16 protein-coding genes, 1 tRNA gene and 2 riboswitches are annotated in these 25,720 nt (G+C 64.4%); of the genes, 10 read left to right on the forward strand and 7 right to left on the reverse strand.

The annotated features are described in order from the left end of the window. Window positions 1-135 precede the first annotated feature (135 nt). Window positions 136-5,166: a hypothetical protein gene (locus tag BTH42_RS22885; RefSeq protein ID WP_143752174.1), complete on the reverse strand. Its 5,031-nt coding sequence runs from the start codon at window positions 5,164-5,166 to the stop codon at window positions 136-138. A gap of 1,339 nt (window positions 5,167-6,505) precedes the next feature. Next, window positions 6,506-6,637 (reverse strand): hypothetical protein, encoded by a 132-nt coding sequence (locus BTH42_RS36110; protein WP_256702155.1) that lies wholly within the window; start codon window positions 6,635-6,637, stop codon window positions 6,506-6,508. 154 nt (window positions 6,638-6,791) lie between these two features. On the opposite strand from BTH42_RS36110, the gene BTH42_RS22895 reads away from it, so the two are divergent. Next, window positions 6,792-7,982, forward strand: a complete 1,191-nt coding sequence (locus BTH42_RS22895) for a hypothetical protein (RefSeq protein ID WP_372237278.1) — start codon at window positions 6,792-6,794, stop codon at window positions 7,980-7,982. Between the two features lie 92 nt (window positions 7,983-8,074). On the opposite strand, the gene BTH42_RS22900 is transcribed toward BTH42_RS22895, so the two are convergent. Then, window positions 8,075-8,150, reverse strand: a tRNA-Arg gene (locus BTH42_RS22900). A gap of 307 nt (window positions 8,151-8,457) precedes the next feature. On the opposite strand from BTH42_RS22900, the gene BTH42_RS22905 reads away from it, so the two are divergent. Further along, entirely contained in the window at window positions 8,458-9,357 is a 900-nt protein-coding gene (locus tag BTH42_RS22905) for a cytochrome c5 family protein (protein WP_075303446.1), read from the forward strand. Window positions 9,358-9,527: 170 nt separating this feature from the next. On the opposite strand, the gene BTH42_RS22910 is transcribed toward BTH42_RS22905, so the two are convergent. After that, complete coding sequence (locus BTH42_RS22910) at window positions 9,528-11,612, reverse strand: UvrD-helicase domain-containing protein (RefSeq protein ID WP_075303447.1); 2,085 nt, start codon at window positions 11,610-11,612, stop codon at window positions 9,528-9,530. A 332-nt stretch (window positions 11,613-11,944) separates the two neighbouring features. On the opposite strand from BTH42_RS22910, the gene BTH42_RS22915 reads away from it, so the two are divergent. From BTH42_RS22915 to BTH42_RS22950, 8 genes are all read left to right on the forward strand, one after another. Beyond that, window positions 11,945-12,994: an oxidoreductase gene (locus BTH42_RS22915; protein ID WP_075303448.1), complete on the forward strand. Its 1,050-nt coding sequence runs from the start codon at window positions 11,945-11,947 to the stop codon at window positions 12,992-12,994. Between the two features lie 221 nt (window positions 12,995-13,215). Beyond that, window positions 13,216-13,566, forward strand: a complete 351-nt coding sequence (locus tag BTH42_RS22920) for a hypothetical protein (protein ID WP_075303449.1) — start codon at window positions 13,216-13,218, stop codon at window positions 13,564-13,566. Between the two features lie 200 nt (window positions 13,567-13,766). Then, window positions 13,767-13,869: riboswitch (glycine riboswitch) on the forward strand. A gap of 21 nt (window positions 13,870-13,890) precedes the next feature. Then, window positions 13,891-14,065, forward strand: a riboswitch (glycine riboswitch). A gap of 84 nt (window positions 14,066-14,149) precedes the next feature. Further along, the gene (gcvT, locus tag BTH42_RS22925; RefSeq protein WP_075303450.1) at window positions 14,150-15,268 is read left to right on the forward strand and encodes a glycine cleavage system aminomethyltransferase GcvT; all 1,119 of its coding nucleotides are present in this window, start codon (window positions 14,150-14,152) and stop codon (window positions 15,266-15,268) included. A 61-nt stretch (window positions 15,269-15,329) separates the two neighbouring features. Beyond that, window positions 15,330-15,710, forward strand: a complete 381-nt coding sequence (gene gcvH / locus BTH42_RS22930) for a glycine cleavage system protein GcvH (RefSeq protein WP_075303451.1) — start codon at window positions 15,330-15,332, stop codon at window positions 15,708-15,710. 93 nt (window positions 15,711-15,803) lie between these two features. Then, on the forward strand, window positions 15,804-18,740 hold the full coding sequence (gene gcvP, locus BTH42_RS22935) for an aminomethyl-transferring glycine dehydrogenase (protein ID WP_075303452.1): 2,937 nt from the start codon (window positions 15,804-15,806) through the stop codon (window positions 18,738-18,740). Between the two features lie 130 nt (window positions 18,741-18,870). Beyond that, window positions 18,871-20,001, forward strand: a complete 1,131-nt coding sequence (locus BTH42_RS22940) for an alginate lyase family protein (protein WP_075303453.1) — start codon at window positions 18,871-18,873, stop codon at window positions 19,999-20,001. Between the two features lie 27 nt (window positions 20,002-20,028). Then, window positions 20,029-21,417 (forward strand): L-serine ammonia-lyase, encoded by a 1,389-nt coding sequence (locus BTH42_RS22945; RefSeq protein WP_075303454.1) that lies wholly within the window; start codon window positions 20,029-20,031, stop codon window positions 21,415-21,417. A 193-nt stretch (window positions 21,418-21,610) separates the two neighbouring features. Further along, on the forward strand, window positions 21,611-23,347 hold the full coding sequence (locus tag BTH42_RS22950) for a thiamine pyrophosphate-binding protein (protein WP_075303455.1): 1,737 nt from the start codon (window positions 21,611-21,613) through the stop codon (window positions 23,345-23,347). A 74-nt stretch (window positions 23,348-23,421) separates the two neighbouring features. Here the strand turns inward: BTH42_RS22950 and BTH42_RS22955 are convergent, their stop codons facing one another. The 3 genes from BTH42_RS22955 to BTH42_RS22965 all read right to left on the reverse strand — a co-directional run bounded on the left by BTH42_RS22955 (window position 23,422) and on the right by BTH42_RS22965 (window position 25,706). After that, window positions 23,422-24,042 carry a hypothetical protein gene (locus tag BTH42_RS22955; RefSeq protein ID WP_083654869.1) on the reverse strand — a complete coding sequence of 207 codons (621 nt, stop codon included), beginning with the start codon at window positions 24,040-24,042 and terminating at the stop codon, window positions 23,422-23,424. Between the two features lie 8 nt (window positions 24,043-24,050). Then, window positions 24,051-24,308, reverse strand: a complete 258-nt coding sequence (locus BTH42_RS22960; protein ID WP_256702158.1) for a hypothetical protein — start codon at window positions 24,306-24,308, stop codon at window positions 24,051-24,053. A gap of 249 nt (window positions 24,309-24,557) precedes the next feature. Beyond that, window positions 24,558-25,706 (reverse strand): branched-chain amino acid ABC transporter substrate-binding protein, encoded by a 1,149-nt coding sequence (locus tag BTH42_RS22965; protein ID WP_075303456.1) that lies wholly within the window; start codon window positions 25,704-25,706, stop codon window positions 24,558-24,560. Window positions 25,707-25,720: the final 14 nt, after the last annotated feature.

Genomic DNA, 25,720 nt, shown 5'->3' on the forward strand with positions numbered 1-25,720 from the left:
AAAAAAGACTGGGCGAGCGGCGCGGATTAGTGCGCCACTCGTCCAGTCGGCAGTGCCTGACACACTTTGTCCATCATGTTACGGACGCGATGTGCCGGGCAACGTCGGGATCTAAGGCCCGTTTGTGCTTCTTTTCTACAGATTGAGGTACGAGAACTGCGTCGGCGACAGCGCCGCCATCTGATTCGAGGTCAGCGAGATGATCTGGGTCGTATTCAGGCCCGCGATCTGCGCCGTCGACAGCGCCGCGACGTTCAGGTTGCTGATCTGATCGCTCGACAACGCGTTCAGGTCGTTCACCGACAGACCCTGAATCTGGGCCGTCGACATCCCGCTGGCGAGTTCGGACGTCGCCAGGTTTTGCGCCTGCAGCGTCGTCAGCGCGCCAACCTGGGTGCCCGAGAAACTCTCGATCAGCGCGCCGATCTGCGAGTACGACATCGCCGCGACCTGGCCGGTCGACAGCATCGCGGTCGTCAGCGACGTCACGTCGGTGCCGAGCGCGACGATCGTCGTCGTCGAGATCGCCTGCGTCTGCACGGTGCTCAGCCCGCTCAGCGATTCGATCTGGATCGTCGACATCGACGCGACCTGCCCCGTCGTCAGCATGCCCACCGTCAGCGACGCCACGTACGTCCCCATCTGCTGGATCGTGTTGCTCGTGAGCGTCTGCGTCTGCGCGGTCGTCATGCCGGTCAGCGCCTCGATCTGCGTGTACTGCATCGCGGCGATCTGCGACGTGGACAGCATGGTCGTGGTCAGCGACGCGACGTTGGTGCCGAGCGACTGGATCGTCGAACTCGTGATCGCCTGGGTCTGCGCGGTGCTGAAGCCGCTCAGCGATTCGACCTGGATCGTCGACAGCGCCGCGACCTGGGCGGTCGACAGCATCGCGACGTTCAGCGACGCGACGTTGGTGCCGAGCGCCGAGATGTTCGACGTCGAGATCGCCTGGGTCTGCGCGGTGTTCAGCGAGCCGGTCAGGCTTTCGAGCTGCGCGGTCGACATCGTCGCGACCTGGGCCGTGGTCAGCATCGTGGTGGACAGCGATGCGACCGCGGTACCGAGCGCCTGAATGTCCTTCGTATTCAGCGCCTGCGACTGCACGGTGGTGAGACCGGACAGCGCCAGACCCGCGACCGCCGTGCTGGCAAGCGCGCCGATCTGCACCGACGACAGCTGCGACGTGCCGTTCGAGTTCAGCGACGCGACCTGATCCGACGACAGATTGGCGACCTGCGCGGTCGACAGCATGCCCGCGGTCAGACCCGCGACGTTGGTGCCGAGCGACTGGATCGTCGCCGACGTGATCGCCTGCGTCTGCGTGGTCGTGAAGCCGCTCATCGACTCGATCTGCGCGGTCGACAGCGCGGCAACCTGCGCGGTCGACAGCAGCGACGTGGTCAGCGATGCGACCGCCGTGCCGAGCGCCTGGATGTTCGACGTCGAGATCGCCTGGGTCTGCGCGGTGTTCAGCGAGCCGGTCAGGCTTTCGAGCTGCGCGACCGACATCGCCGCGACCTGGGCCGTGCTGAGCATCGCGGTGGACAGCGAACCGACGGCCGTACCGAGCGCCTGAATGTCCTTCGTGTGCAGCGCCTGCGTCTGCGCGGTATTCAGCCCCGACAGCGCCAGACCTGCAACCGACGTGCTGGCGAGCGCGCCGATCTGCACCGACGACAGTTGCGAGGTGCCGCCCGAGTTCAGCGACGCGACCTGATCCGACGACAGGTTGGCGGCCTGCGTGGTCGACAGCATCCCGGCGGTCAGAGCCGCGACGTTGGTGCCGAGCGACTGGATCGTGGACGACGAAATCGCCTGCGTCTGCACGGTCGTGAAGCCGCTCATCGACTCGATCTGCGCGGTCGACAGCGCGGCAACCTGGGCAGTCGACAAGAGCGACGTGGTCAACGACGCGACCGCCGTGCCGAGCGCCTGGATGTTCGACGTCGAGATCGCCTGGGTTTGCACGGTGTTCAGCGAGCCGCTCAGGCTTTCGAGCTGCGCGGTCGACATCGTCGCGACCTGCGCGGTAGTGAGCATCGCGGTGGACAGCGAAGCGACCGCGGTACCGAGCGCCTGGATGTCCTTCGTGTTCAGCGCCTGCGACTGCGCGGTGTTCAGGCCCGACAGCGCGAGACCTGCCACCGCCGTGCTGGCGAGCGCACCAATCTGCGCCGACGACAGCTGCGACGTGCCGTTCGAGTTCAGCGACGCGACCTGATCCGAAGACAGATTAGCGGCCTGCACCGTCGACAGCATGCCCGCGGTCAGCGCCGCGACGTTGGTGCCGAGCGACTGGATGTTCGCCGTCGTGATCGCCTGCGTCTGCGCGGTCGTGAAGCCGCTCATCAGCTCGATCTGCGAGGTCGACAGCGACGCCACCTGGGCGGTCGTCAGCATCGCCGTGGTCAGCGCGGCGACGTTGGTGCCGAGTGCCTGGAGGTCGATCGTGGTCAGCGCCTGGGTGTCGGCCGTGTTCAGGCCCGACAGCACGAGACCGGTCACGCCCGCGCTGCTCAGCGCGCCGATCTGCGTCGACGACAGATCCGACGAAATCGCGCCGACCTGCTGCGCGTTCAGCACGGCGACCTGGGCGGTCGACAGCATGCCCGCGGTCAGACCTGCGACGTTGGTGCCGAGTGCCGCGATGTTCGACGTCGAGATCGCCTGCGTCTGCGCGGTCGTGAAGCCGGTCATCGACTCGATCTGCGTGGTCGACAGTGCGGCAACCTGCGCGGTCGACAGCAGCGACGTGGTCAGCGATGCAACGTTGGTACCGAGCGCCGAGATGTTCGACGTCGAGATCGCCTGGGTCTGCGCGGTGTTCAGCGAGCCGGTCAGGCTTTCGAGCTGCGCGGTCGACATCGTCGCCACTTGCGCCGTGGTCAGCATCGCGGTGGACAGCCCTGCGACGGCCGTGCCGAGTGCCTGGATGTCCTTCGTATTCAGCGCCTGCGACTGCGCGGTATTCAGACCCGACAGCGCGAGGCCCGCGACCGCCGTGCTGGCGAGCGCGCCGATCTGCACCGACGACAGCAGCGACGTGCCGCCCGAGCTCAGCGACGCGACCTGATCCGACGACAGGTTGGCGGCCTGCGTGGTCGACAGCATCCCGGCGGTCAGACCCGCGACATTGGTGCCGAGCGACTGGATCGTCGCCGACGAGATCGCCTGGGTCTGCACGGTCGTGAAACCGCTCATCGCTTCGATCTGCGTGGTCGACAGTGCGGCAACCTGGGCGGTCGTCAACAGCGACGTGGTCAGCGATGCGACCGCGGTGCCGAGTGCCGCAATGTTCGACGTCGAGATCGCCTGGGTCTGCGCGGTGTTCAGCGAGCCGGTCAGACTTTCGAGCTGCGCGGTCGACATCGTCGCCACTTGCGCCGTGGTCAGCATCGCGGTGGACAGCCCTGCGACGGCCGTGCCGAGTGCCTGGATGTCCTTCGTATTCAGCGCCTGCGACTGCGCGGTATTCAGACCCGACAGCGCGAGGCCCGCGACCGCCGTGCTGGCGAGCGCGCCGATCTGCACCGACGACAGCAGCGACGTGCCGCCCGAGCTCAGCGACGCGACCTGATCCGACGACAGGTTAGCGGCCTGCGTGGTCGACAGCATCCCGGCGGTGAGACCCGCGACGTTGGTGCCGAGCGACTGGATCGTCGCCGACGAGATCGCCTGCGTCTGCACGGTCGTGAAACCGCTCATCGCTTCGATCTGCGTGGTCGACAGTGCGGCAACCTGGGCGGTCGACAGCAGTGAGGTGGTCAGCGACACGACCGCGGTGCCGAGCGCCTGGATTTTCGCGGTCGAGATCGCCTGGGTCTGCGCGGTGTTCAGCGGGCCGGTGAGGACTTCGAGCTGGCTCGTCGACATCGCGGCAACCTGCGCGGTCGTCAGCATCGACGTGGTCAGCGCGGCGACGTTGGTGCCGAGCGCCTGGATGTCGATCGTGGTCAGCGCCTGGGTGTCGGCGGTGTTGAAGCCGGCGAGCGACAGGCCGGTCACGCCCGAGCTGTTCAGCGCGCCGATCTGCGCGGCCGACAGATCCGCTCCGACCAGGGTGACCTGCGGCGCCGACAGCACGGCGACCTGCGCGGTCGACAGCATGCTGGTGGTCAGCGACGCGATGTAGGTGCCGAGCGACTGGATGTTCGCCGTCGAGATCACCTGGGTCTGCGCGGTCGTGAAGCCGGTCATCGACTCGATCTGGATCGTCGACAGCGCGGCAACCTGCGCGGTCGACAGCAGCGACGTGGTCAGCGACGCGACGTTGGTGCCGAGCGCCGAGATGTTCGAGGTCGAGATCGCCTGCGTCTGCGCGGTGTTCAGCGTGCCGCTCAGGCTTTCGAGCTGCGCGGTCGACATCGTCGCGACCTGCGCGGTAGTGAGCATCGCGGTGGACAGCGAAGCGACCGCCGTACCGAGTGCCTGGATGTCCTTCGTGTTCAGCGCCTGCGACTGCGCGGTATTCAGACCCGCCAGCGCGAGGCCCGCGACCGCCGTGCTGGCGAGCGCGCCGATCTGCACCGACGACAGCAGCGACGTGCCGCCCGAGTTCAGCGACGCGACCTGATCCGACGACAGGTTAGCGGCCTGCACCGTCGACAGCATGCTGGTGGTCAACGCCGCGACATTGGTGCCGAGCGCCTGGATCGTCGAGCTCGTGATCGCCTGGGTCTGCGCGGTGCTGAAGCCGGTCAGCGATTCGATCTGGATCGTCGACAGCGCCGCGACCTGGGTGGTCGACAGCATCGCGACGTTCAGCGACGCGACTGCGGTGCCGAGCGCCTGGATCATTTTGGTCGACAGCGCCTGGGTCTGGGCGGTGTTGAAGCCGCTCATCGCTTCGATCTGCGTGCTCGACAGCGCGGCGACCTGTACGGTCGTCAGGAACGAGACGGTCAGCGAAGCCACGCCCATGCCCAACGCCTGAAGATCGGAGCTGTTGAGCGCCTGCGTCTGGCTCTGGTTGAACAGCGCGAGGGAGGCGGAGCTGAGCGAGACGATGTCGGCCGAAGACATCACCGCAATCTGGGTGGATGTCAGCGCCGCTGTCTGCAAAGTGGTCAGGCTGGCAATGTCGCTGGTCGCTAGCTGGCCGATCTGCTTTGTGGTCAATAGCGCGATCTGCGTCGGGCCCATTGCCGATACGACAGAGGTCATTTTGGTTGGTCCTATTTAAATATTGTTTCCCGGCGCGGCAACAGCCAGCCCCCCGCCAAGGCACCCACGTTTTGTTTGCAACAGCCGAGACCCCCTTGCCCCTGGTGGCACCGCGAGTCCTGCATGACCTTTAGCCGTGGAAGAGCTTTTCCGGTCCATACCGATAACGGCGAAAGCCTTTGAAACTTGACGTGATAATTGGAAATATTTGGTCAGGTCGGATGGCGCGTTTTCGTCTGATAATTGACGCTTAAGAGAATTAACCGTTAATGGCGTGAAATCGCCATCTGGCAAACGATTGCCGGATGGAGAAGGACCGGATCGACTGGAATTCGGAAAATAAGCGGGGTATTTGCGGGGATTTTTTTAGCCGGGATATTCTGTAATATGCTTTGAATATTGTTGTTAGCATATTGCAAAAATTGGCAGGCGGAATTGGCTCCAGCCTGCCGCCGATCGCGTGTGCGGAACGGCGATTTTTCGGCTCGAAGAATGGGCCGCGACAGTTAAAGCAAAAAGGCCCGATGCAAGCATCGGGCCTTTTTTGTTTCGGCGCACATTCAATGGACTGCGATATCGCGAACCAGACTTGGGGTCGCGACTGGGTCACGCAACGCTACGGCGCTGTTCCAGAGCTGGAAAAGCCGAGCATGTGCAGTTACGCCACTGACGTCGCGAAGTACACCCTACCCGTGTCGTTTACGCGGCTTTTCCGACCAAATTTAAGGGTTTTTGACGAGCGTTTAGAGCGCTGTGCACTCTACTAATGTCGCGCACATACCTGAGTGCACCCTACGGCTGTCGTACTTGGATTTTCCCCCAAAGCCTTATCGGACAAGGCTAAGCAACTGTTCTCGGCCGTTCATTCACGTCGGCGGTGGCGGCGCGGCGCCCCGCTACGGCGGCGAAGTGCTAAACACGCAGCTTTATCTTGCTCACGACGCAACGCAGACGGTCTCTTACCCATGAAGCGACAAGTGTTATACGATTACGCCCCGGAACGACCGGTCATCCTTACTGACTAATCGAATATTTACTGTATGCATATACAGTATCGCTGTCGTCAATTACACGTCAACTCAGGCGAGGCTTTCGGGCAACTGTGAAGTTACTCGATTCCTGTACGCCGCAATTTGCTCGCAAGGTTGTCCCCCTTCGGTAGTAACCAAGACCGGCATTGGGGCAAGGAGAGGACACTGATGAAAACATCCACGTTACGCCTGCGCTGAACGTGCGGTCGGTTAACGCTAGCGAATGAGATTGCCGTCAAGCTGACGCGCATGCCCATCCGCTTTGACCGCCGTAGTACCCTTTTTCGCCCGTCATCACACTCTCCCGGTTATTGCCCCGAGTTGTTCGTCGGAATGTTTTCGAGCGCCAGTTCGCGAACATAATCCGCAACGACGACACTCTTGACGTCATCAATTTTGGCAAAGGGCGCCGAGTGCGTTTCATCGGCGACTGCATTCACGGGCTGATTTGTGAAGGAACCGCGCAAACGACCGACGAAATCGCAACGGTACCTTACTCGTTTGTGCGAGGCCCACGACGTGACGCGCTGGACACTTACCAACACAATCGTCGGACCGGCAGCGGAAGAACTTCTGCACGTCAGCGGCGCTAGGATGAGCCGGGATATCGGCCGAGCGGCATACAACCTCAATGTCTCGAGCCTGACGGAACAAGCGAATCGCTGGGCTCAAACCCTCAACTACCTGACCCATCGCAACAACCTGCAGCTTTGTACCTTGTTGCCGCTCAAAAGCCTCGTGTCCGAATTCGTGCTGCTGTCCGAGAAGGAGCGCTTTTGCCCCGGTTGCCACGAAGATGACGCGCGGCTAGGCCGCGACTGCTACGAGCGATTGTTATGGAGCATTGACGCGGCGAAGGCGTGCCCGTTGCATCGGCTACAGCTCGTCAGCCGACCTCAGGCGAAGCAACGCCGCACCTCGAAACGGCGGAACGGGAGCCTCGCTCACGAGGTTGCTGCACAGTACAAAATCGGAGAGACGCCAATCCATATACCAGCATCAGACTTCGAGGTCGAAACCTCTCGTCTTATTGCGGAGCTTCTCGACGACGCCGTCTATTTTTCCAACGCAGGCTATTCGGCCACCGCTCAGTCTGTCTTTCTCACTCATGCAATTAATCTTTTATTCGATGGCGTGTCAGCGCGCTTCGCGGCTCATCTGGGTATCAGCAAATCCCAAGTCCACGGATGGGTGAAAGATAGCGTGCAAATGAGCTTCCCGCGTCTAGTGCAGACCGCGTATTGCTGCGGCTGCGCCATCGCTGACATCCTGCTCGGAAACAGCGTGATGCTTTCGCTCCGGCCCGCGCCGAGTGAGCAATGCCGTCGCTTGGTTCTACGCGGGGGGACCAGGGCCCGGCGACCGAACGAAGACTTGCGAGCGGAACTTGACGCATTGATTCGCAGCGGCCGCGCGAACAACGCAACCGAAGCGGCGCGAGCCGTTGGGATTTCGCTGAAATATCTGAAGAACAATTTCCCTGAGCAACAGGAGTTTTTGGTCAGACACGGCCGCGAGCTGTCCACGTCTCTCCGTCGGGAAGAGACCGAGACCTTCAACGACATGTATTTGACTGAGCACAACGCGCTCCGCGCGGCGGGCGAGTATCCCTCACGAAGGCGGGTGGTGGCCCGATTAAGGGGAAAAATCGGGCTCGGGTCACGACAGCGCGTGCAAAGAGCCTACCTCAAAGCGTTTGCTGAGACAGGTATGAAAATCGCGGGGTCATGCAGAAGGAGGATGACTGACCGTCCAGATTTGGGACGGGAAGACCGAAGAGTCTAAATCTGTACTACGTGTGGTAGCCACGGGTGTCGTTTACGACATCTGTGGCGAAAACTCACAGAGCATGAAAACTTGGGGGAATTTGTCACAGATGGCGCGCCCGGCTGGGATCGAACCAGCAACCCCTGCCTTCGGAGGGCAGTACTCTATCCATTGAGCTACGGGCGCTTCAACGCAAAACTGCGTGGACTACGCGAGAGCGCGGCAACCAGAACGGACGCGACGCCAAAGCGAGAGACCGCAAGGATACCCGGTTTCCGTCGAAGCGTCCACCGGCCGGCGGCCGGCCCATCTCCGCAAGCCTTGCACACGGCCCGTCGCCCGCCGCTTCGCTCCGGGTAAACGCCTGCTGAACAGCCTCCGGGGCCCCTCGCCGCCGCTGAAATCTTGCGTCTATAATCGTCCGTGGCTGATAAAGAACAAGAAGTTGCCGTCGCGCTGTACCGCTCACAATACCCACGGAGACGAGACAAGCATGAGCGAAGCACCACACGGAGCCCCGATCAAAACCCCAGCACAGCTCATCGCCGCGGTCATCGCCGGGTTCGCTGTGCCGATCATCATCATCATTCTGCTCGCGGTCTACGTCGATAACTCGACCCGCACCGGCGCCGGCACCGACTCCCTCTCCGAAGCCGATGTCGCTTCCCGGATCCATCCGCTCGCTCAGGTCGAAATCCGCGACGCCAACGCGCCGCGCGTCTACAAGAGCGGCGAGGAAGTCTACAAGGCGGTCTGCTCCGCGTGTCACGCGTCGGGTGCGGCAGGCGCGCCGAAATTCACCAATACCGCCGACTGGGCGCCGCGCCTCGCGCAAGGCTTCGACACGCTGCTGCACACCGCGTTGGCCGGCAAGGGTGCGATGCCGCCGCGCGGCGGCACCAGCCCCGACGACTACAGCGACTTCGAGATCGCCCGCGCGGTCGCCTATATGGCGAACAACTCGGGCGGGAGCTTCCCCGAACCGGCCCAGCCGGCGGCCGGCGCGGCCGCGGCATCCGGCGCGGCGGCAGCTTCGGGCCCGGCCGCAGCAGATGCCGGCGCGGCCCAGCAGGCCGCCGCGGCGGTAGCGGCATTGGCCAGCGTGCCGCAAGCGGCGGCTCCCGCGGCGGCTGCCGCAGGCGGCGCGGACGCGGCGCAGGCCGGCAAGGCGCTGTATCAGGCGGTCTGTCAGGCCTGTCACGCAGCCGGCGTGCTGAACGCGCCGAAGTTCGGCGACAAGGAAGCCTGGGCGCCGCGCCTGAAGGAGTCGATGGACACCGTCTACAACTACGCGCTGCACGGCAAGGGCGCGATGCCGCCGAAGGGTGGCTCGAACGCGTCGGATGCGGATGTGAAAGCCGCCGTCGACTATATGGTCAGCGCGGTGAAGTAACCAGAACGTAGAACGGCCGGCGCGGCGGTCGCCGGTTTCACCCGCCCAATAAAAAATCCCTGCAGGCGCGCAAGCGCTGCAGGGATTTTTTCATGCGCGTTGCGCGGAAAGCGTGAGGGATGGGCCGCGTCGTAACTTACCAGCCGTGAGCCACGCAGCCGTGAGCCCCTTCAAGCCTTCTGCAACAACGCCTTCAAACTGGCCAACCGATCCTTCGGCGACATCGGCGCCTCTTCGGCCGTCGGCGGCGGCGCATCGTCGAGCAGCATCTCATTGATGAAGCGCGACGGCTCGCAGACGATCGTCTCCCGCGCACGCTTGCGCTTCTTGCACCAGTTCAGATGCAGACTGCGCTGCGCACGCGTAATCGCCACATACATCAGGCGCCGCTCTTCCTCGATGCGCGAGTCGTCGATCGGTTCGTCGTCGGCGCCGCCGCGATGCGGCATGATCCCTTCCTCGACGCCGACCAGGAACACGTGCGGATACTCGAGCCCCTTCGACGCATGCACGGTCGACAGCCGCACCGCATCCGGATCTTCCTCGCGCCCTTCGAGCATCGACATCAGCGCGACGGTCTGGATCAGGCCAAGCAGGTTCTTGCCGGTATCGGCGAGGCCGTCGGCGGTGTCATAGCCGGTCGCATCGCTGCCGGCTTGCGGCTCTTCCTTGGTGCCCTTGCGCTTGAGCCACTCGATGAACTCGAGCACGTTCTGCCACTTTGCCTGCGCCTGACGTTCGTCGAACGCGTCGTACAGATACGCCTCGTAGTGGATCGCCTCCATCAGCTCGTTGAGCAGCGTGCCGGCCGCGTCCCGTTCCGCGCGATCGGTCAGGCGCTGCATGAAGTCGCAGAACACGCGCATCGGCTCGATCTGGCGCGGCGACAGACGCGCCTCGATACCACCCATATAAACCGCCTCGAACAGCGACACCTTCGCCTGCCCAGCGAACGCGCCGAGCGCCTCGAGCGTCGTATTGCCGACGCCGCGGCGCGGCGTCGTGATCGCGCGAATGAACGCGGGGTCGTCGTTGGCGTTGGCGATCAGCCGCAGATACGCGCAGATATCCTTGATCTCGGCCTTGTCGAAGAACGACTGGCCGCCCGACAGCACGTACGGAATCCGCTCGCGGCGCAGCACCTGTTCAAAGATGCGCGCCTGGAAATTGCCGCGATAGAGGATCGCGTAGTCGCGGAAATTCGTGCGCCGCTCGAACTTGTGCGCGGACAGGCGGAACACCACGGACTCCGCTTCGTGCTCCTCATCGTTGCAGCCGGTCACGGTGATCGTGTCGCCCATCCCGTGCTCGGACCACAGCTTCTTCTCGAACAGCTTCGGATTGTTCGCGATCACGTTGTTCGCGGCGGTCAGGATCCGCACCGTCGAGCGGTAATTCTGTTCGAGCTTGATCAGATGCAGGTGCGGAAAGTCCTTGCCGAGCTGGCCGAGGTTTTCCAGCGTCGCGCCGCGCCAGCCGTAGATCGCCTGATCGTCGTCGCCGACCGCGGTGAACGCCGCGCGCTTGCCGGCCAGCAGCTTCACCAGTTCGTACTGGCACGCGTTGGTGTCCTGATATTCGTCGATCAACAGATAACGCAGCTTGTTCTGCCAGCGGTCACGGACCTGTTCGTTGCTCGCGAACAGTTCGGCCGGCAGCCGGATCAGGTCGTCGAAATCGACCGCCTGATACGCGTGCAGCGTCGCCACATAGTTGCGATAGACGATCGCGGCCTGGTGCTCGTCCTCGGTCGACGCGGTCGCAATCGCCTGCTCCGGCATGATCAGGCCGTTCTTCCACAGCGAGATGATCGATTGAATCTTGCGGATGAAGCCCTTGTCGGTCGAGCCGACCTGCTCCTGGATCATCCCAAAGCAGTCGTCGGAATCCATGATCGAGAACTGCGGCTTCAGGCCGACGTGCTCCGCCTCCTGGCGCAGGATCTGCACGCCGAGCGAGTGGAACGTACAAACCGTCAGCTGGTTCACCGGCACCTTGCGGCCTTCCTTGCCGGGCGTCGTCAGCGTCTTGCCTTCGAGCAGCTTGCCGACGCGCTCGCGCATTTCCGCGGCGGCCTTGTTCGTGAACGTGACGGCGGCGATGTGGCGCGGTTCGAAGCCTTTCGCTTCGATCAGGTGAGCGATCTTCTGCGTGATCACGCGCGTCTTGCCGCTGCCCGCGCCGGCGAGCACGAGACAGGGACCGTCGAGATAACGGACCGCTTCACTTTGAGCGGGATTCAGGCCAGCGGACATCGTGTGTGGATGGGTAAAACGGTTGAGGACGGTCGTGGCTACCGGCGGGAGACGCCGGCCCGACAGCCCGGGGGCATGCTGCGCGGCGGCGCGGGGCCGGAGTCGCGGATCGCGTTCCGGCGCGGCGCGTTTTGCGCGAGAGGAGCGATGTTAACACGGTTACCTTCGACGGTTACCTTCGACGGTTACCTGCACCGGTTACCGTGGCGCTTGCCCGCGATGGTTCGCGGCACGACTGCGCCCCCAGTCCATCCCACAAATGCCACAATACCGGCATTGCGCGCCGCCGCCGCGGTGGCAAGGCAGCGCGCCGCTCCTGCAGGAAGACACGCATGTCCGCATCGTTGAAGATTGGATTGATGGGCTACGGTTTCGCCGGCGCGACCTTTCACGCACCGGTGATCGAGAATTGCGGACGCGCGAGCGTCGCCGCGATCGCCACCAGCCAGACCGAACACGCGCACGCGGATTATCCGCACGCGAAGATCGTCGCCGATTTCGACGCGCTGCTCGCGCTCGACGACATCGACTGCATCGTGCTCGCGACGCCGAACGACACCCACTTCGACCTCGCGCGCCGCACGCTCGAAGCCGGCAAGCACGTGGTCGTCGACAAGCCGGTCACGCTGAACGCGGCCGACGCGCACACGCTCGCGAACATCGCGCTCGCGCGCGGCAAGCTGTTCGTGCCGTTTCACAACCGTCGCTGGGACGGCGACTTCCTGACCGTGCGCGACCTGCTCGCGCGCATCGAACTGGGCCGCGTCACGCACTACGAATCGCACTTCGACCGCTTCCGCCCCGGCGTGCGCCAGCGCTGGCGCGAGGACGTGACGCGCGGCGGCGGTCTGCTGTTCGACCTCGGCCCGCATCTGATCGACCAGGCGCTCGCGCTGTTCGGCCCGCCGCAAACGGTGTCGGCGACGGTGCGCGCGCATCGCGACGACGCCAGCGCGCCCGACTACGTACACATCCAGCTCGGCTACCCGGACTTCGAAGTGGTGTTGCACGCGAGCGCGCTGACCGCGATGCCCGGTCCGCGCTTCGCGATCCACGGCACCCGCGGCAGCTACCTGAAGTACGGGCTCGATACCCAGGAAGACCAGCTGAAAGCCGGCTTGCGCCCCGGCGACGAAGGCTTCGGCGGCGGCAACACCGCCGGCCGCTTGCGCGTGCTGGAAGGCGAGCAGGAAGTCGAGCGCGAACTGCCGACTCGCGACGGCGACTACGCCGGCTTCTACATCGCCCTGGCCGACGCGATCCAGAACGGTGTCGCGTTCCCGGTCAGCGCTCAGGACGCGGTCGACGTGATGACGATCATCGATCTCGCCGCGCGCAGCTCAGAACAGGGCGCGCGGCTGCCGTTCGAGCGCATCCGCTGAGGCCGTCGCGGACCCGTGTCCGCGTGGCGTCGCGCCGTTTTGTGTACCAAAAACGGCGCGACCCGCCAGGCCTCGAAAGCCCGTCCCACCGGGCTTTTCTGACATTCCCGAAAGGAACATAACGTTACAAATTCGGCCGCTGCCGGGTCAGCGAACTGCCGCCATCAGCCGTTGCTACCGACGTAGCTTCCACCCAATCGACAACGACTCCGGGAGAATTCATGTCTCGTTTCATCCGTGCCCTTGCCGCGTGCGCGCTGCTCACGTCCGTCGCCGCCTGCGTGGTGACGCCCCCGCCGCCCGCGCATCCGGGCCCGACCGCCCAACAGATCGCCGATCAGCGCCTGCGTCAGGTCAATGGCCGCATCGACAGTCTCGCGCGCCGCATCGACAACCGCGTGAATCAGGGCTACTACCCGCCGTCGCAAGGCGCGTCGCTGCATCACCGGCTCGAAACGATCCGCCAGGAAGCGCGCGATATGGCCGCGCAGCACGGCGGCGGTCTGACGGCCGAAGAACAGCGCGTGCTCAATCAGGAGCTGGACAACGCGGCTCACGCGATCGGCGAGTAAAGCGGGCCAATACGGCGACCGCAGCAATTCCCAACGGTAAGAAGCCGACAAAACGCCGATCAAAACGGCTAAAACAGCGCGGGCCTTCCGGTCCCGCGCTTTCTTTTTTGACATCGGTCAACGCCGCCAACCCGCGCGACGCCCGCCCCTCAAAGCCCAAGGCCTTTATTTGACAAGCCCCCGGCCGTCGCGTAAATTCGCCGCACGCGTCGGGAGAGCGCGCTGGCCGCTGAAAAATCGCAGGCCGCGCCGCCGAAGGGGCACACCCGCAAACTCTCAGGCAAAAGGACCGACCGCGTCGAAAAACCCGCTTTCAAGGCGGTTTTTTCGCACTCTGGAGAGCGGCAGTAGCCATCCGCGTCGCACGTCGTGCACCGCAGGCAGGCTGCCCACCGAAGGGGCGCGCGTTTCACCGTGATGTGACAAAGCAGGCTCGCTAGCGAGCACGCCACCGTCCCGGCAGCGCAATCTCTCAGGTATCGAGGACAGAGGGGTCATGCACAAGCAAGCACGCTCGCTGGCACACCGCCGCGAGGTGTTGCGCCGCATGGCCTTTTTTGTTTCGCGAGACGCCCGAGGCCCCATGACCGAACTCAAACACACCCCGCTCAACGCCGCTCACCGCGCGCTCAATGCCCGCATGGTCGATTTCGGCGGCTGGGACATGCCCGTCAACTACGGCTCGCAGATCGAAGAACATCGCGCGGTACGCACCGACGCCGGCATGTTCGACGTCTCCCACATGTGCGTGGTCGATTTCACCGGCGAGCGCGTGCGCGCGTTCTTCGAATTCGCGCTGGCCAACAACGTCGCGAAACTGCAAACGCCGGGCCGCGCGCTCTATTCCTGCATGCTGAACCCGAACGGCGGCGTGATCGACGACCTGATCGTCTATTACTTCGCCGAAGATCATTTCCGCGTGGTCGTCAACGCCGGCACCGCCGATAAAGACATCGCATGGTTCGGTCAGCTCAACGCCGAAGGCGAATACGGCCTGACGATCACGCCGCGTCGCGACTTCGCGATCGTCGCGGTGCAAGGCCCGAACGCGCGCGAAAAGCTCTGGCAAACCGTGCCGGCCGCGCGCGCCGCGACCGAAGCACTGAAGCCGTTCAACGCGGCCCGCGTCGACGGTACGCCGTTCGGCGAGCTGACCGTCGCGCGCACCGGCTATACCGGCGAAGACGGCTTTGAAGTGATCGTACCGGCCAGCCACGTCGAAGCGCTGTGGAACGCGTTGCAGGCGCAAGGCGTGCGCCCGGCCGGTCTCGGCGCGCGCGACACGCTGCGCCTCGAAGCCGGCATGAACCTGTACGGCCAGGATATGGACGACAACGTCTCGCCGCTTGACGCCGGCCTCGCCTGGACCGTCGACCTCGCCGCGCCGCGCGACTTCGTCGGCAAGGGCAAGCTCGAAGCCGACGGCTCGCGCGCCGCCTTCGTCGGTCTGATCCTGCTGAAGGACAACGGCAAGGCCGCGGGCGTGCTGCGCGCGCATCAGAAGGTCGTGACCACGCACGGCGACGGCGAAATCACCAGCGGCACTTTCTCGCCGACGATGCAGGAATCGATCGCCTTCGCGCGCGTGCCCAAGGGCGTGCAGCCGGGCGACACCGTGCACGTCCAGATTCGCGACAAAGCCTGCCCCGCAAGCGTGGTAAAACTGCCGTTCGTGCGCAACGGCAAAGTGCTGGCGGTCTGAACGGCCGGCGCACGCCCCCCTAATTCCAATCAATACCGAACAAACCGCATAGGAGCATCCGATGAGCATCCCGGCCGATCTGAAATACACCGAATCGCACGAATGGGTCCGCACCGAAGCCGATGGCACGCTGACGGTCGGCATCACCGACCACGCGCAGGAAGCGCTCGGCGATATCGTCTTCTTCGAAGTCCAGGAACTGAACAAGTCCGTCACGGCCGGCGACACCGTCGCCGTGATCGAATCGGTGAAGGCCGCCTCCGACATCTACGCGCCGGTCTCGGGCGAGATCATCGAAGCGAACACCGCCGTGTCCGATTCGCCGGACTCGGTGAACAGCTCGCCGTACGACAGCTGGCTGTTCAAGATCAAGCCGGCCGCCGGCGCGACGCTGGATCGCCTGATCGACGCCGACGCGTACGCGAAGTCGATCGGCGCGTAAGTCAGCCTCTGACGCAGCGCCTGAGTCACATTCTGTTTTAACCGTCAGGTGCGGCGCCCGCGAAAAGCGCGCGCCGCATCGCCAGGAACACCCATGAAGCTCGAACACCCGGATCGTCTGATGAACCGCACTCCTCTCTCGCTCGCCGCGCTCGAAGTGCACGACGCCTTCGCCGAACGGCATATCGGCCCGGATGCGGCCGACCAGCAAGCGATGCTCGAAGCCCTCGGCTTCGCGTCGCGCGCGGCATTGATCGACGCCGTCATCCCGAAGACGATCCGCCGCACCGAAACGCTGCCGCTCGGCCCCTTCGCACAACCGAAGAGCGAAGCCGAAGCGCTCGCCGCGCTGCGCGAGCTGGCGGACAAGAACCAGGTGTTCCGCTCGTACATCGGCCAGGGCTATTACAACGCCCACACGCCGACGGTGATCCTGCGTAACGTGCTCGAAAATCCGGCGTGGTACACCGCGTACACGCCGTATCAACCGGAAATCTCGCAAGGCCGTCTCGAAGCGCTGCTGAACTTCCAGCAGATGGTCACCGACCTGACCGGCCTCGCCATCTCGAACGCATCGCTGCTCGACGAGGCGACCGCCGCCGCCGAAGCGATGACGCTCTTGCAACGCGTCGGCAAACCGAAGTCGAACGTGTTCTTCGTCGCCGACGACGTGCTGCCGCAAACCATCGAAGTCGTGAAGACGCGCGCGACGCCGGTCGGCATCGAAGTGAAGGTCGGCCCCGCCGCCGAAGCCGCGAATGCGAACGCGTTCGGCGTGCTGCTGCAATACCCGGGCGTGAACGGCGACGTGCGCGACTACCGCGCGCTCACCGAAGCGATCCACGCGGCCGGCGGCCACGTGGTCGCCGCCGCCGACCTGCTCGCGCTGACGCTGCTGACGCCGCCGGGCGAATGGGGCGCGGACGTCGCGGTCGGCAACACCCAACGTTTCGGCGTGCCGGTCGGCTTCGGCGGCCCGCACGCCGCGTACCTCGCGGTGCGCGACGAATTCAAGCGGCAGATGCCGGGTCGCCTCGTCGGCGTGACCGTCGACGCGCAAGGCAACCCCGCACTGCGTCTCGCGCTGCAAACGCGCGAACAGCACATCCGCCGCGAGAAGGCGACCTCGAATGTGTGTACCGCGCAGGCGCTGCTCGCGATCATGGCCAGCATGTACGCGGTCTATCACGGCCCGCGCGGTCTGAAGACGATCGCGCTGCGCGTGAACCGCGTCGCCGCGCTGCTCGCCGAAGGCGCGAAGCAACTCGGCTACAAGCTCGTCAACGACACCTTCTTCGACACCCTCACGTTCGACACCGGCGCCCGCACGCAAGCGCTGCTCGACGCGGCGACCGCGAAGCGCATCAACCTGCGCCGCGTGAGCGCGACGCAAGTGGGCCTGTCGGTCGATGAAACCACCACGCGCGGCGACCTCGCCGACCTGCTCGCGGCGTTCGCGCAAGCGGCCTTCTCGAACGACGTGCCGCAAATCGACGCGCTCGACGCCGCGCTGAGCGCGTCGAATAGCGCCTCGGTGCCGGCCGCGCTCGAACGCACCAGCGCGTACCTGACGCATCACGTGTTCAACCGCCATCATTCGGAAACCGAAATGCTGCGCTATCTGCGCAGCCTGTCGGACAAGGATCTCGCGCTCGATCGCTCGATGATCCCGCTCGGCTCCTGCACGATGAAGCTGAACGCGACGTCGGAAATGCTGCCGGTCACGTGGCCCGAATTCGGCCAGATTCACCCGTTCGCGCCGGCTGAACAGACGGTCGGCTACCGCGAAATGATCGATCAGCTCGAAGAGATGCTGGTCGCCGCGACCGGTTATGCGGCGGTGTCGCTGCAACCGAACGCGGGCTCGCAGGGCGAGTACGCGGGTCTGCTGATCATCCACGCGTACCACGCGTCGCGCGGCGAAGCGCATCGCAACGTCTGCCTGATTCCCGCTTCGGCGCACGGCACCAACCCCGCGTCCGCGCAGATGGCCGGCATGCAGGTGGTGGTCGTCGCGTGCGACGCGCAGGGCAACGTCGACACCGAAGATCTGAAGAAGAAGGCCGCCCAACACGCGGACAAACTCGCGGCGATCATGATCACGTATCCGTCGACGCACGGCGTGTTCGAAGAGAACGTCCGTGAAATCTGCGAGATCGTGCACGCGCACGGCGGCCAGGTTTACGTGGACGGCGCGAACATGAACGCGATGGTCGGTCTGTGCGCACCGGGTCAGTTCGGCGGCGACGTCTCGCACCTGAACCTGCACAAGACCTTCTGCATCCCGCACGGCGGCGGCGGACCGGGCGTCGGTCCGGTCGCGGTCGGCGCGCACCTCGCGCAGTTCCTGCCGAACCAGACTTCGTCGGGTTACCAGCGCGCGGAAAGCGGCATCGGCGCGGTATCGGCCGCACCGTTCGGCTCGGCGTCGATCCTGCCGATCTCGTGGATGTACATCGCGATGATGGGCGCGAAGAACCTGAGCGCCGCGACCGAAATCGCGATCCTCAACGCGAACTACGTCGCCAACAAGCTCGCGCCGCACTATCCGGTGCTGTACTCGGGCCCCGGCGGCCTCGTCGCGCACGAGTGCATTCTCGATCTGCGCCCGATCAAGGAAACCAGCGGCATCACCGTCGACGACGTCGCCAAGCGTCTGGCCGACTACGGCTTCCACGCGCCGACGATGAGCTTCCCGGTGCCGGGCACGCTGATGGTCGAGCCGACCGAGTCGGAGTCGAAGGAAGAACTCGACCGCTTCATCGAAGCGATGATCGCGATCCGCGAGGAAATCCGCGCGGTCGAGGAAGGCCGCGCCGATCGCGAGGACAACCCGCTGAAGCACGCGCCGCACACCGCGGCGGTGGTCGTCGCCGACGACTGGAAGCACGGCTACTCGCGCGAAGCTGCCGCGTATCCGCTGCCCACGTTGATCGCTAAGAAGTACTGGCCGCCGGTCGGGCGCGCGGACAACGTGTACGGCGACCGCAATCTGTTCTGCTCCTGCGTGCCGATCGCCGACTACGAGTAAGCGGGGTAGCGCGCGGCGCCCGGCGCCGGTCCCGGCAGCTGTACGCCGGGGCGGGCGGCGGGCGCTTCTGTCGTTCGTGCCCGCAACCGGCTAACATCACACACCGAATCAGCCTAACGAGGAGTTCCGCATGGCGCGACAGGTGCGATCGATGCAAAGCCGGCCCGAAGCCATCCCAGCCCATTCGTGGCGGTCCACCTGCGCGGTGCTGCTGGCCGGCGCGGCAACGCTGCTGCCGTTGCGCGAAGCGCAGGCCGCGATGAATTTCTGCGCGGCGCCCGCGTTGCAGACCAGCGAGCGCACCAATGCCGATCCCGGCGTGAAGGCGCTCGTCAGCAACGTGCAGGCCCGTCTGAACGAGCAGCCGCACGCGCTCGCGAAGCTGCACACCGAGGGCACGCTGCCGCACGAGGGCATCTACGATCAGAGCGTCGAAGCGGAAAAGGATCTCGATCTGCTGCGCGACGCCGCGCTCGCATGGCGCGCGACCAGCGACGAGCGTTTCCTGAAACTGGTCGACCGGCTGCTGTATGCATGGGTCACGACCTATCAGCCGAGTTTCAATCCAATCGACGAAACCCATTTCGAAGGTCTGATCCTCGCGTACGACATGACCGCGAGCGCGCTGCCGGTGAAAACGCGCAACGCGGCGATGGCGTTCCTGACGAAACTCGCGAACGGCTACATCGCGCAAATCGATGCGCAACCGCGGCCGCTGACCGGCACCTTCCGCAACAATTGGCAGAGTCACCGGATCAAGCTGATCGCGATGGCCGCGTTCACGCTCGATAACCGCAAGATGATCAACACCGCGCAGCGGCTGTTCGTCGAGCATATCGGCGACAACATCGCGCCGGACGGCACCACGATCGACTTCAGCGAGCGCGACGCGCTGCACTATGTGACCTACGACCTGCAGCCGCTCGTGACCGCCGCGCTCGCCGCGCGCCGCCACAACCGCAACTGGCTGCAGGAAAAGGGCGCGAACGGCGCGACGCTGCTCGCCGCGCTGAACTGGCTGGTGCCGTTTGCGACCGGCAGCCAGAGCCACGAGGAATTCGTGCATTCGAACGTACCGTTCGATGCAAAACGTCGCGAAGCCGGCTTGCCCGGCTATTCGGGTCCGTGGGACCCGAAGAACGCGACGGAACTGTTTCACCTGGCGGCGCGTCTCGATGGACGCTTTACGCCAGTCGCGCTGCAGCTAGCACCGACGCCGCCCGCGTGGCTCGCCGTGTGTTTGCCGCTGCCGGCGCGCTAACCCTTTATTTATCGGCAGGAGCAGTAAATGGCAGTCAGCGTTTTCGATCTCTTCAAAATCGGCATCGGTCCGTCGAGCTCGCACACGGTCGGACCGATGCGCGCCGCGCTGATGTTCGTCCAGGGACTCGAGCGCGACGGACTGCTCGATCAGGTCGCGTCGGTCAAAGCGGAGCTGTACGGCTCGCTGGGTGCGACCGGCAAGGGCCACGGCACCGATCGCGGCGTGATGCTCGGCCTGCTCGGCGACGCGCCCGACACCGTCGACCCCGACACGATCGCGCAGCGGCTCGACGCGGTGCGCACGTCGCGCAAGCTCGCGCTGCTCGGCACGCACGAGGTGCCGTTCGTGCAGAAGGAGCACATCGCGTTTTATCGTCAGGCGCTGCCCGAGCATCCGAACGGCCTGAAGCTGTACGCGTTCGACGCGCAACGCGCGACGCTGCGCGAAGCGACCTATCTGTCGGTCGGCGGCGGCTTCGTCGTGACGGCCGGCGCGCCGAACACCAAGGTGTTGTCCGCGGTCGACCAGTTGCCGCATTCGTTTCGCAGCGCGAACGAATTGCTCGCGCTGTGCGAGTCGACCGGCAAGAGCATCGCGCAACTGATGTGGGAAAACGAGCGGGTGTGGCACTGCGAGGAAGAAACCCGCGCGGGCCTGCTGAAGATCTGGGACGTGATGCAGTCGTGCGTGTCGCGCGGCTGCGGGATCAACAATCCCGATGCCGACGGCAATCTGCCGGGACCGTTCCAGGTGAAGCGTCGCGCGCCGCAGTTGTATCGCGCGTTGACCGGTCATCCGGAGCGCGCGTTGCAGGATCCGCTGTCGATGGTCGACTGGATCAATCTGTACGCGATCGCCGTCAACGAGGAAAACGCCGCGGGCGGCCGGGTCGTCACCGCGCCGACCAATGGCGCGGCCGGCATCATTCCGGCGGTGCTGCATTACTACACGCGCTTCATGCCGAGCGCGAACGAACAGGGCGTGATCGACTTCCTGATGACCGCCGCCGCGATCGGCATTCTGTACAAGCTGAACGCGTCGATTTCCGGCGCGGAAGTGGGCTGTCAGGGTGAAGTCGGCGTCGCGTGCTCGATGGCCGCCGGCGCGCTCGCCGCGGTGATGGGTGGCACGCCGAGGCAGGTCGAGAACGCCGCTGAGATCGGCATGGAGCACAACCTCGGGCTCACCTGCGATCCGGTCGGCGGGATGGTGCAGATTCCGTGTATCGAGCGCAATGCGATGGCGTCGGTGAAGGCGGTCAACGCCGCGCGGATGGCGTTGCGCGGCGACGGCAGCCACTACGTGTCGCTCGATTCGGTGATCAAGACGATGCGCGAGACCGGCGCCGATATGAAGACCAAGTACAAGGAAACGTCGCGCGGCGGGTTGGCGGTGAATATCGTCGAGTGTTGAGCGTCGTGCGCGGCGTTTGAGTGCAGGTGATAAACGCGGACCTTCGGGTCCGCGTTTTTGTTTATGCGCTGCGCCATGACAGCGCCCGTGTCCGCGGCGTAAGCTGTCGAAGCGCCGATCGGCCGCGGCAACACGTCGCGCCGATGCGGCTCCATCCCATCGCACTCATGCACTGCCAGGAGGCTTCTCCGCAATGTCGCTGCCGAATGCTCCCACTGCAAATTCCGCTACCTCTTCCCACGATGCTCGCACGACCGGCGCGCGCCTCGTCGTCGATGCGTTGCTCACGCATGGCGTCGAACGCGTGTTCTGCGTGCCCGGCGAAAGTTTTCTCGCGGTACTCGATTCGCTGCACGACGAGGCCGAACGGATTCAGACGATCGTCTGCCGTCACGAAGCCGCGGCCGCCAACATGGCCGAAGCGGTCGGCAAGCTGACCGGTCGCCCGGGTATTGCGCTGGTCACGCGCGGGCCGGGCGCGACGCATGCGTCGATCGGCGTGCACACCGCGTTTCAGGATTCGACGCCGATGATCCTGCTGATCGGCCAGTGCGCGCGCGAGCATCTCGATCGCGAGGCGTTTCAGGAGATCGACTATCGACGCATGTTCGGGCAGATGGCGAAATGGGTCGCGCAGATCGACGACCCGAAACGGATCCCCGAATATCTGAGCCATGCGTTTCACACCGCGACATCGGGACGGCCCGGACCGGTGGTGCTGTCGTTGCCGGAAGACGTGCTGAGCGATGCGTGCGACGCGGTGCCCGGCGCGCCTGCTTATCAGCGCGTGGCGGCGTCGCCGTCGGCTGCGCAGATCGGGAAGCTGCGTGAGCTGCTCGAACGCGCGCAGCGGCCGATGGTGATCGCCGGCGGCAGCGGCTGGACGCCCGCCGCATGCGCGGACCTGCGGCGCTTTATCGAAACATGGCAACTGCCGATCGGCCTCGCGTTCCGCTTCCAGGATACGTTCGACAATGAGCATCCGAACTACGCGGGCGATGTCGGCCTCGGCATCAATCCCGCGCTCGCGCAGCGCATCCGCAATGCCGATCTGCTGTTGACGCTTGGGCCCCGTCTCGGCGAAGCGACGACCAACGGCTACACGCTGCTCGACATTCCGAAGACGAAACAGACGCTGGTGCATGTGCATCAGGGCGCGGAGGAATTGGGACGCGTGTATGCGGCCGATCTGCCGATCGTCTCCGGCATGCCCGAACTCGCGGCAATGCTCGCGGAGCTGAAACCGGCGACATCGTCCGGCCAGCTCGCGTGGGCTGGGGCCGCTGAAGAAGCGCATCGCGCGTATCTGGAATGGCGCAAGCCGCGCGCGATTCCCGGCGACGTGCAGATGGGCGAAGTGATCCAGCAACTGCGCGCGCATCTTCCCGACGACGCGATCCTGACCAACGGCGCCGGCAATTACGCGACGTGGCTGCATCGGCATTTTTCGTATCGGCACTTCCGCTCGCAGCTTGCGCCGACCAGCGGCGCGATGGGCTACGGCGTGCCGGCCGCGATCGCGGCAAAGTCGCTGTATCCGCAGCGCGCGGTGGTCGCGCTGGCCGGCGACGGCTGCTTCATGATGGCCGCGCAGGAACTCGCGACCGCGATGCAGTACGACCTGCGGGTGCTGTTCATCGTCGTCAACAACAGCCACTTCGGCACGATCCGCATGCACCAGGAGCGGCATTATCCGCATCGCGTGCATGGCACCGGTCTCACCAATCCGGACTTCGCGGCGTTCGCGCGCTCGTTCGGCGCGCATGGGGAAACGGTCGAGCGCACGGCGGATTTTCTGCCGGCGCTGGAACGCGCGATCGCGTCGCAATTGCCGGCGTTGATCGAGATCCGGATGCCGCAGGAAGCGAGTACGCCGGCGGCGACGCTCGAACAGATTCGCGAGCAGGGGAGGAAGATGCGGGGGGAGTAGTGGGGTGAGGGTTGTCGCACGCGGCGCTTGCGGTTTAAACACCCGTGGGCGCTTTCGTGAGCCCTGGATGGACGCTACGCGTAGATGATCGACAACATGCAAAGTTCCTTCATCAGCGCGGGTTTCTGGCCCTCGATCACGTCGGATTGAATCTGAAAAATCACTGCTTTGATCACGTCCGTCTGACTCAGGGTCGTATCGTGCATCAGGATCTTCACATCTTCCGCAATGCGCGGCGTCACCTTCATCGAAAGCCGTCTGCGAGCGGCTCCGCGCTGCTCCGTGAAGCGTTCGATCGCCGCCCGGTGCGCCTTCACGAGCCTTGCACGCGGATATTCGCCCGAAGCAAACCGATGCAAATAGAGCATCATGAGCACCTTGCGAAATTCGGTCGAGCTTGCACTGTCGACCATATACGCAGCCAGATCGAGAATGTCGAGGTAGATCGCAGGTAGTTGTGCTTCGATAGGTCTGACCTGCTTTTGCCGCGCTTCGCGGATGGCAGGAGTCGACTGGGCCGGCACGGCGACAACTCGATCACAAACGTCGCAAACCGCCGCCAGAATATTCTTCACTTCGCCTCGGCCGTCACTGAAGGGCACGTCGCGCCGACGGAACGTCGTGCCTACCAGTTGCTTGCAGTGAGAACAGATCGCGTTGCTCTTTTCGCCCTCTTCATAAAGCTTGATCTTCATCGGTTCACTCATTGATGGACGCTAATAAACACGGTTTCCGGATCGCCTACGAAGTAAAACTTCACGTACCAACCGCCTGTCAAGATGATGTGAACGTCGACTGACGGTGCGTGGTGATGAGGCGACGAGCTGTATTGCGTGCCATCGCTTCTCGCAATGAGCGCCTCCACGAACTCGGCGGTAACCTGACCTGTCGCAAGAAGATTCTTTACGTTAATGCCCGCACGGGCCTCGTGCTGGAATTTTCCGGAGCGCAGCGCGGACATGACCGCGCGCTTCACCCCTTTATATTTACTCTGTATCGGCAAGACACCTCCCATTATACGAGAACTCTCGTACAAGAACATTACGAAGATCTTCGTGATGTCACCGGAGATTGTCCCCGAACTTTTTTTCGGGAGAAGCCGAATATCGGAGGTGATGCGAACAACGCCCGCACACCCAGCCAACCAATAAAAAAACCCCGCCGAAGCGGGGCTTTTTCATCATCGCCAAAGCGACCAGCGCAACAAACCTTACTTGCCGCCCACGCTCTGCAGCGTCGTCCACTTGCCGTCGACCACCTTGTACAGCGTGATGCCGCCGTTCTTCAGATCGCCGCGCGCGTCGTACGCGAGGTTGTTGGTCGTCACCGCCGGCATCGAGGTCTTCGCCAGCACCGGCAGGTACTTCGCCGGATCGGTCGAGTTCGCGTTCTTCATCGCGGTGAACATCGCCATCGCGCCGTCGAATGCGTACGGCGAGTAGGTCTGCACGTCCTCGTTGAAGCGCTTCTTGTACTTCTCGACGTACGCCTTGCCGCCCGGCATTTCGTCGAGCGGCAGACCCGCCAGCGAAGCCACCGTGCCGTTCGCCGCGTCGCCCGCGAGCTTGATGAAGGTCGGCGTGTGCACCATTTCGCCGCCCATCAGCGGCGCCTTCACGCCGAGCTGCTTCATCTGCTTGACCATCGGCGCCGCTTGCGAATCCGCGCCGCCGTAGTAGATCAGATCCGGGTTCGCCGCCTTCAGCTTGGTCAGGATCGACTTGAAGTCGACGGCCTTGTCGTTCGTGTATTCACGATCGACGATCGTCGCGCCAGCCGCCTTCGCCGCCTTCTCGAACTGATCGGCCAGACCCTGGCCGTAAGCGGTGCGGTCGTCGACGATCGCGATCTTCTTCATGCCGAGCGTCTTCACCGCGAACGTGCCGGCCACCGAACCTTGCTGCGTGTCGGACGTCATCATCCGGAAGGTCGTCTTGAAGCCCTGCTGCGTGTATTCCGGCGCGGTCGCCATCGCGATCTGCGGGATGCCCGCGTTCGCGTAGATGCGCGAAGCCGGGATCGTGGTGCCCGAGTTGAAGTGACCGAGCATGCCCTTGATGCCGTCATCCACGAGCTTCTGCGCGACCGTCGTGCCGGTACGCGGGTCGGCCTGGTCGTCGGCCGAGTCGAGCACGATGCGAACCTGCTTGCCGCCGATCGTCGGCTTGGTCGCGTTGAATTCCTCGACCGCGAGCACGATGCCGTTCTGGAAGTCCTTGCCGTAGTGAGCCTGCGCGCCCGTCATCGGACCGGCGAAACCCACCTTCACGTCTTCCGTCGCTTGAGCGTAGGCCGTCCCCGCCACCGACATAGCCGCAACCAGCGCCGCGCCTGCCAGCTGTTTCATCTTGTGTTGCATAGCTTCTCCTTGAT

Source organism: Burkholderia sp. SRS-W-2-2016 (genome assembly GCF_001931485.1).
GTDB lineage: Bacteria > Pseudomonadota > Gammaproteobacteria > Burkholderiales > Burkholderiaceae > Paraburkholderia.

Bases quoted from the DNA above. Each gene is read 5' to 3' on its own strand.
- BTH42_RS22920 (WP_075303449.1), top strand. From the start codon at position 13,216: ATGTCTCGTTTCATCCGTGCCCTTGCCGCGTGCGCGCTGCTCACGTCC.
- gcvH (WP_075303451.1), top strand. From the start codon at position 15,330: ATGAGCATCCCGGCCGATCTGAAATACACCGAATCGCACGAATGGGTC.
- BTH42_RS22910 (WP_075303447.1), bottom strand. From the start codon at position 11,612: ATGTCCGCTGGCCTGAATCCCGCTCAAAGTGAAGCGGTCCGTTATCTC.
- BTH42_RS22915 (WP_075303448.1), top strand. From the start codon at position 11,945: ATGTCCGCATCGTTGAAGATTGGATTGATGGGCTACGGTTTCGCCGGC.
- BTH42_RS22965 (WP_075303456.1), bottom strand. From the start codon at position 25,706: ATGCAACACAAGATGAAACAGCTGGCAGGCGCGGCGCTGGTTGCGGCT.
- BTH42_RS22895 (WP_372237278.1), top strand. From the start codon at position 6,792: ATGAGCCGGGATATCGGCCGAGCGGCATACAACCTCAATGTCTCGAGC.
- gcvT (WP_075303450.1), top strand. From the start codon at position 14,150: ATGACCGAACTCAAACACACCCCGCTCAACGCCGCTCACCGCGCGCTC.
- BTH42_RS22955 (WP_083654869.1), bottom strand. From the start codon at position 24,042: ATGAAGATCAAGCTTTATGAAGAGGGCGAAAAGAGCAACGCGATCTGT.
- gcvP (WP_075303452.1), top strand. From the start codon at position 15,804: ATGAAGCTCGAACACCCGGATCGTCTGATGAACCGCACTCCTCTCTCG.
- BTH42_RS22905 (WP_075303446.1), top strand. From the start codon at position 8,458: ATGAGCGAAGCACCACACGGAGCCCCGATCAAAACCCCAGCACAGCTC.
- BTH42_RS22960 (WP_256702158.1), bottom strand. From the start codon at position 24,308: ATGTCCGCGCTGCGCTCCGGAAAATTCCAGCACGAGGCCCGTGCGGGC.
- BTH42_RS22945 (WP_075303454.1), top strand. From the start codon at position 20,029: ATGGCAGTCAGCGTTTTCGATCTCTTCAAAATCGGCATCGGTCCGTCG.
- BTH42_RS22950 (WP_075303455.1), top strand. From the start codon at position 21,611: ATGTCGCTGCCGAATGCTCCCACTGCAAATTCCGCTACCTCTTCCCAC.
- BTH42_RS22940 (WP_075303453.1), top strand. From the start codon at position 18,871: ATGGCGCGACAGGTGCGATCGATGCAAAGCCGGCCCGAAGCCATCCCA.
- BTH42_RS22885 (WP_143752174.1), bottom strand. From the start codon at position 5,166: ATGACCTCTGTCGTATCGGCAATGGGCCCGACGCAGATCGCGCTATTG.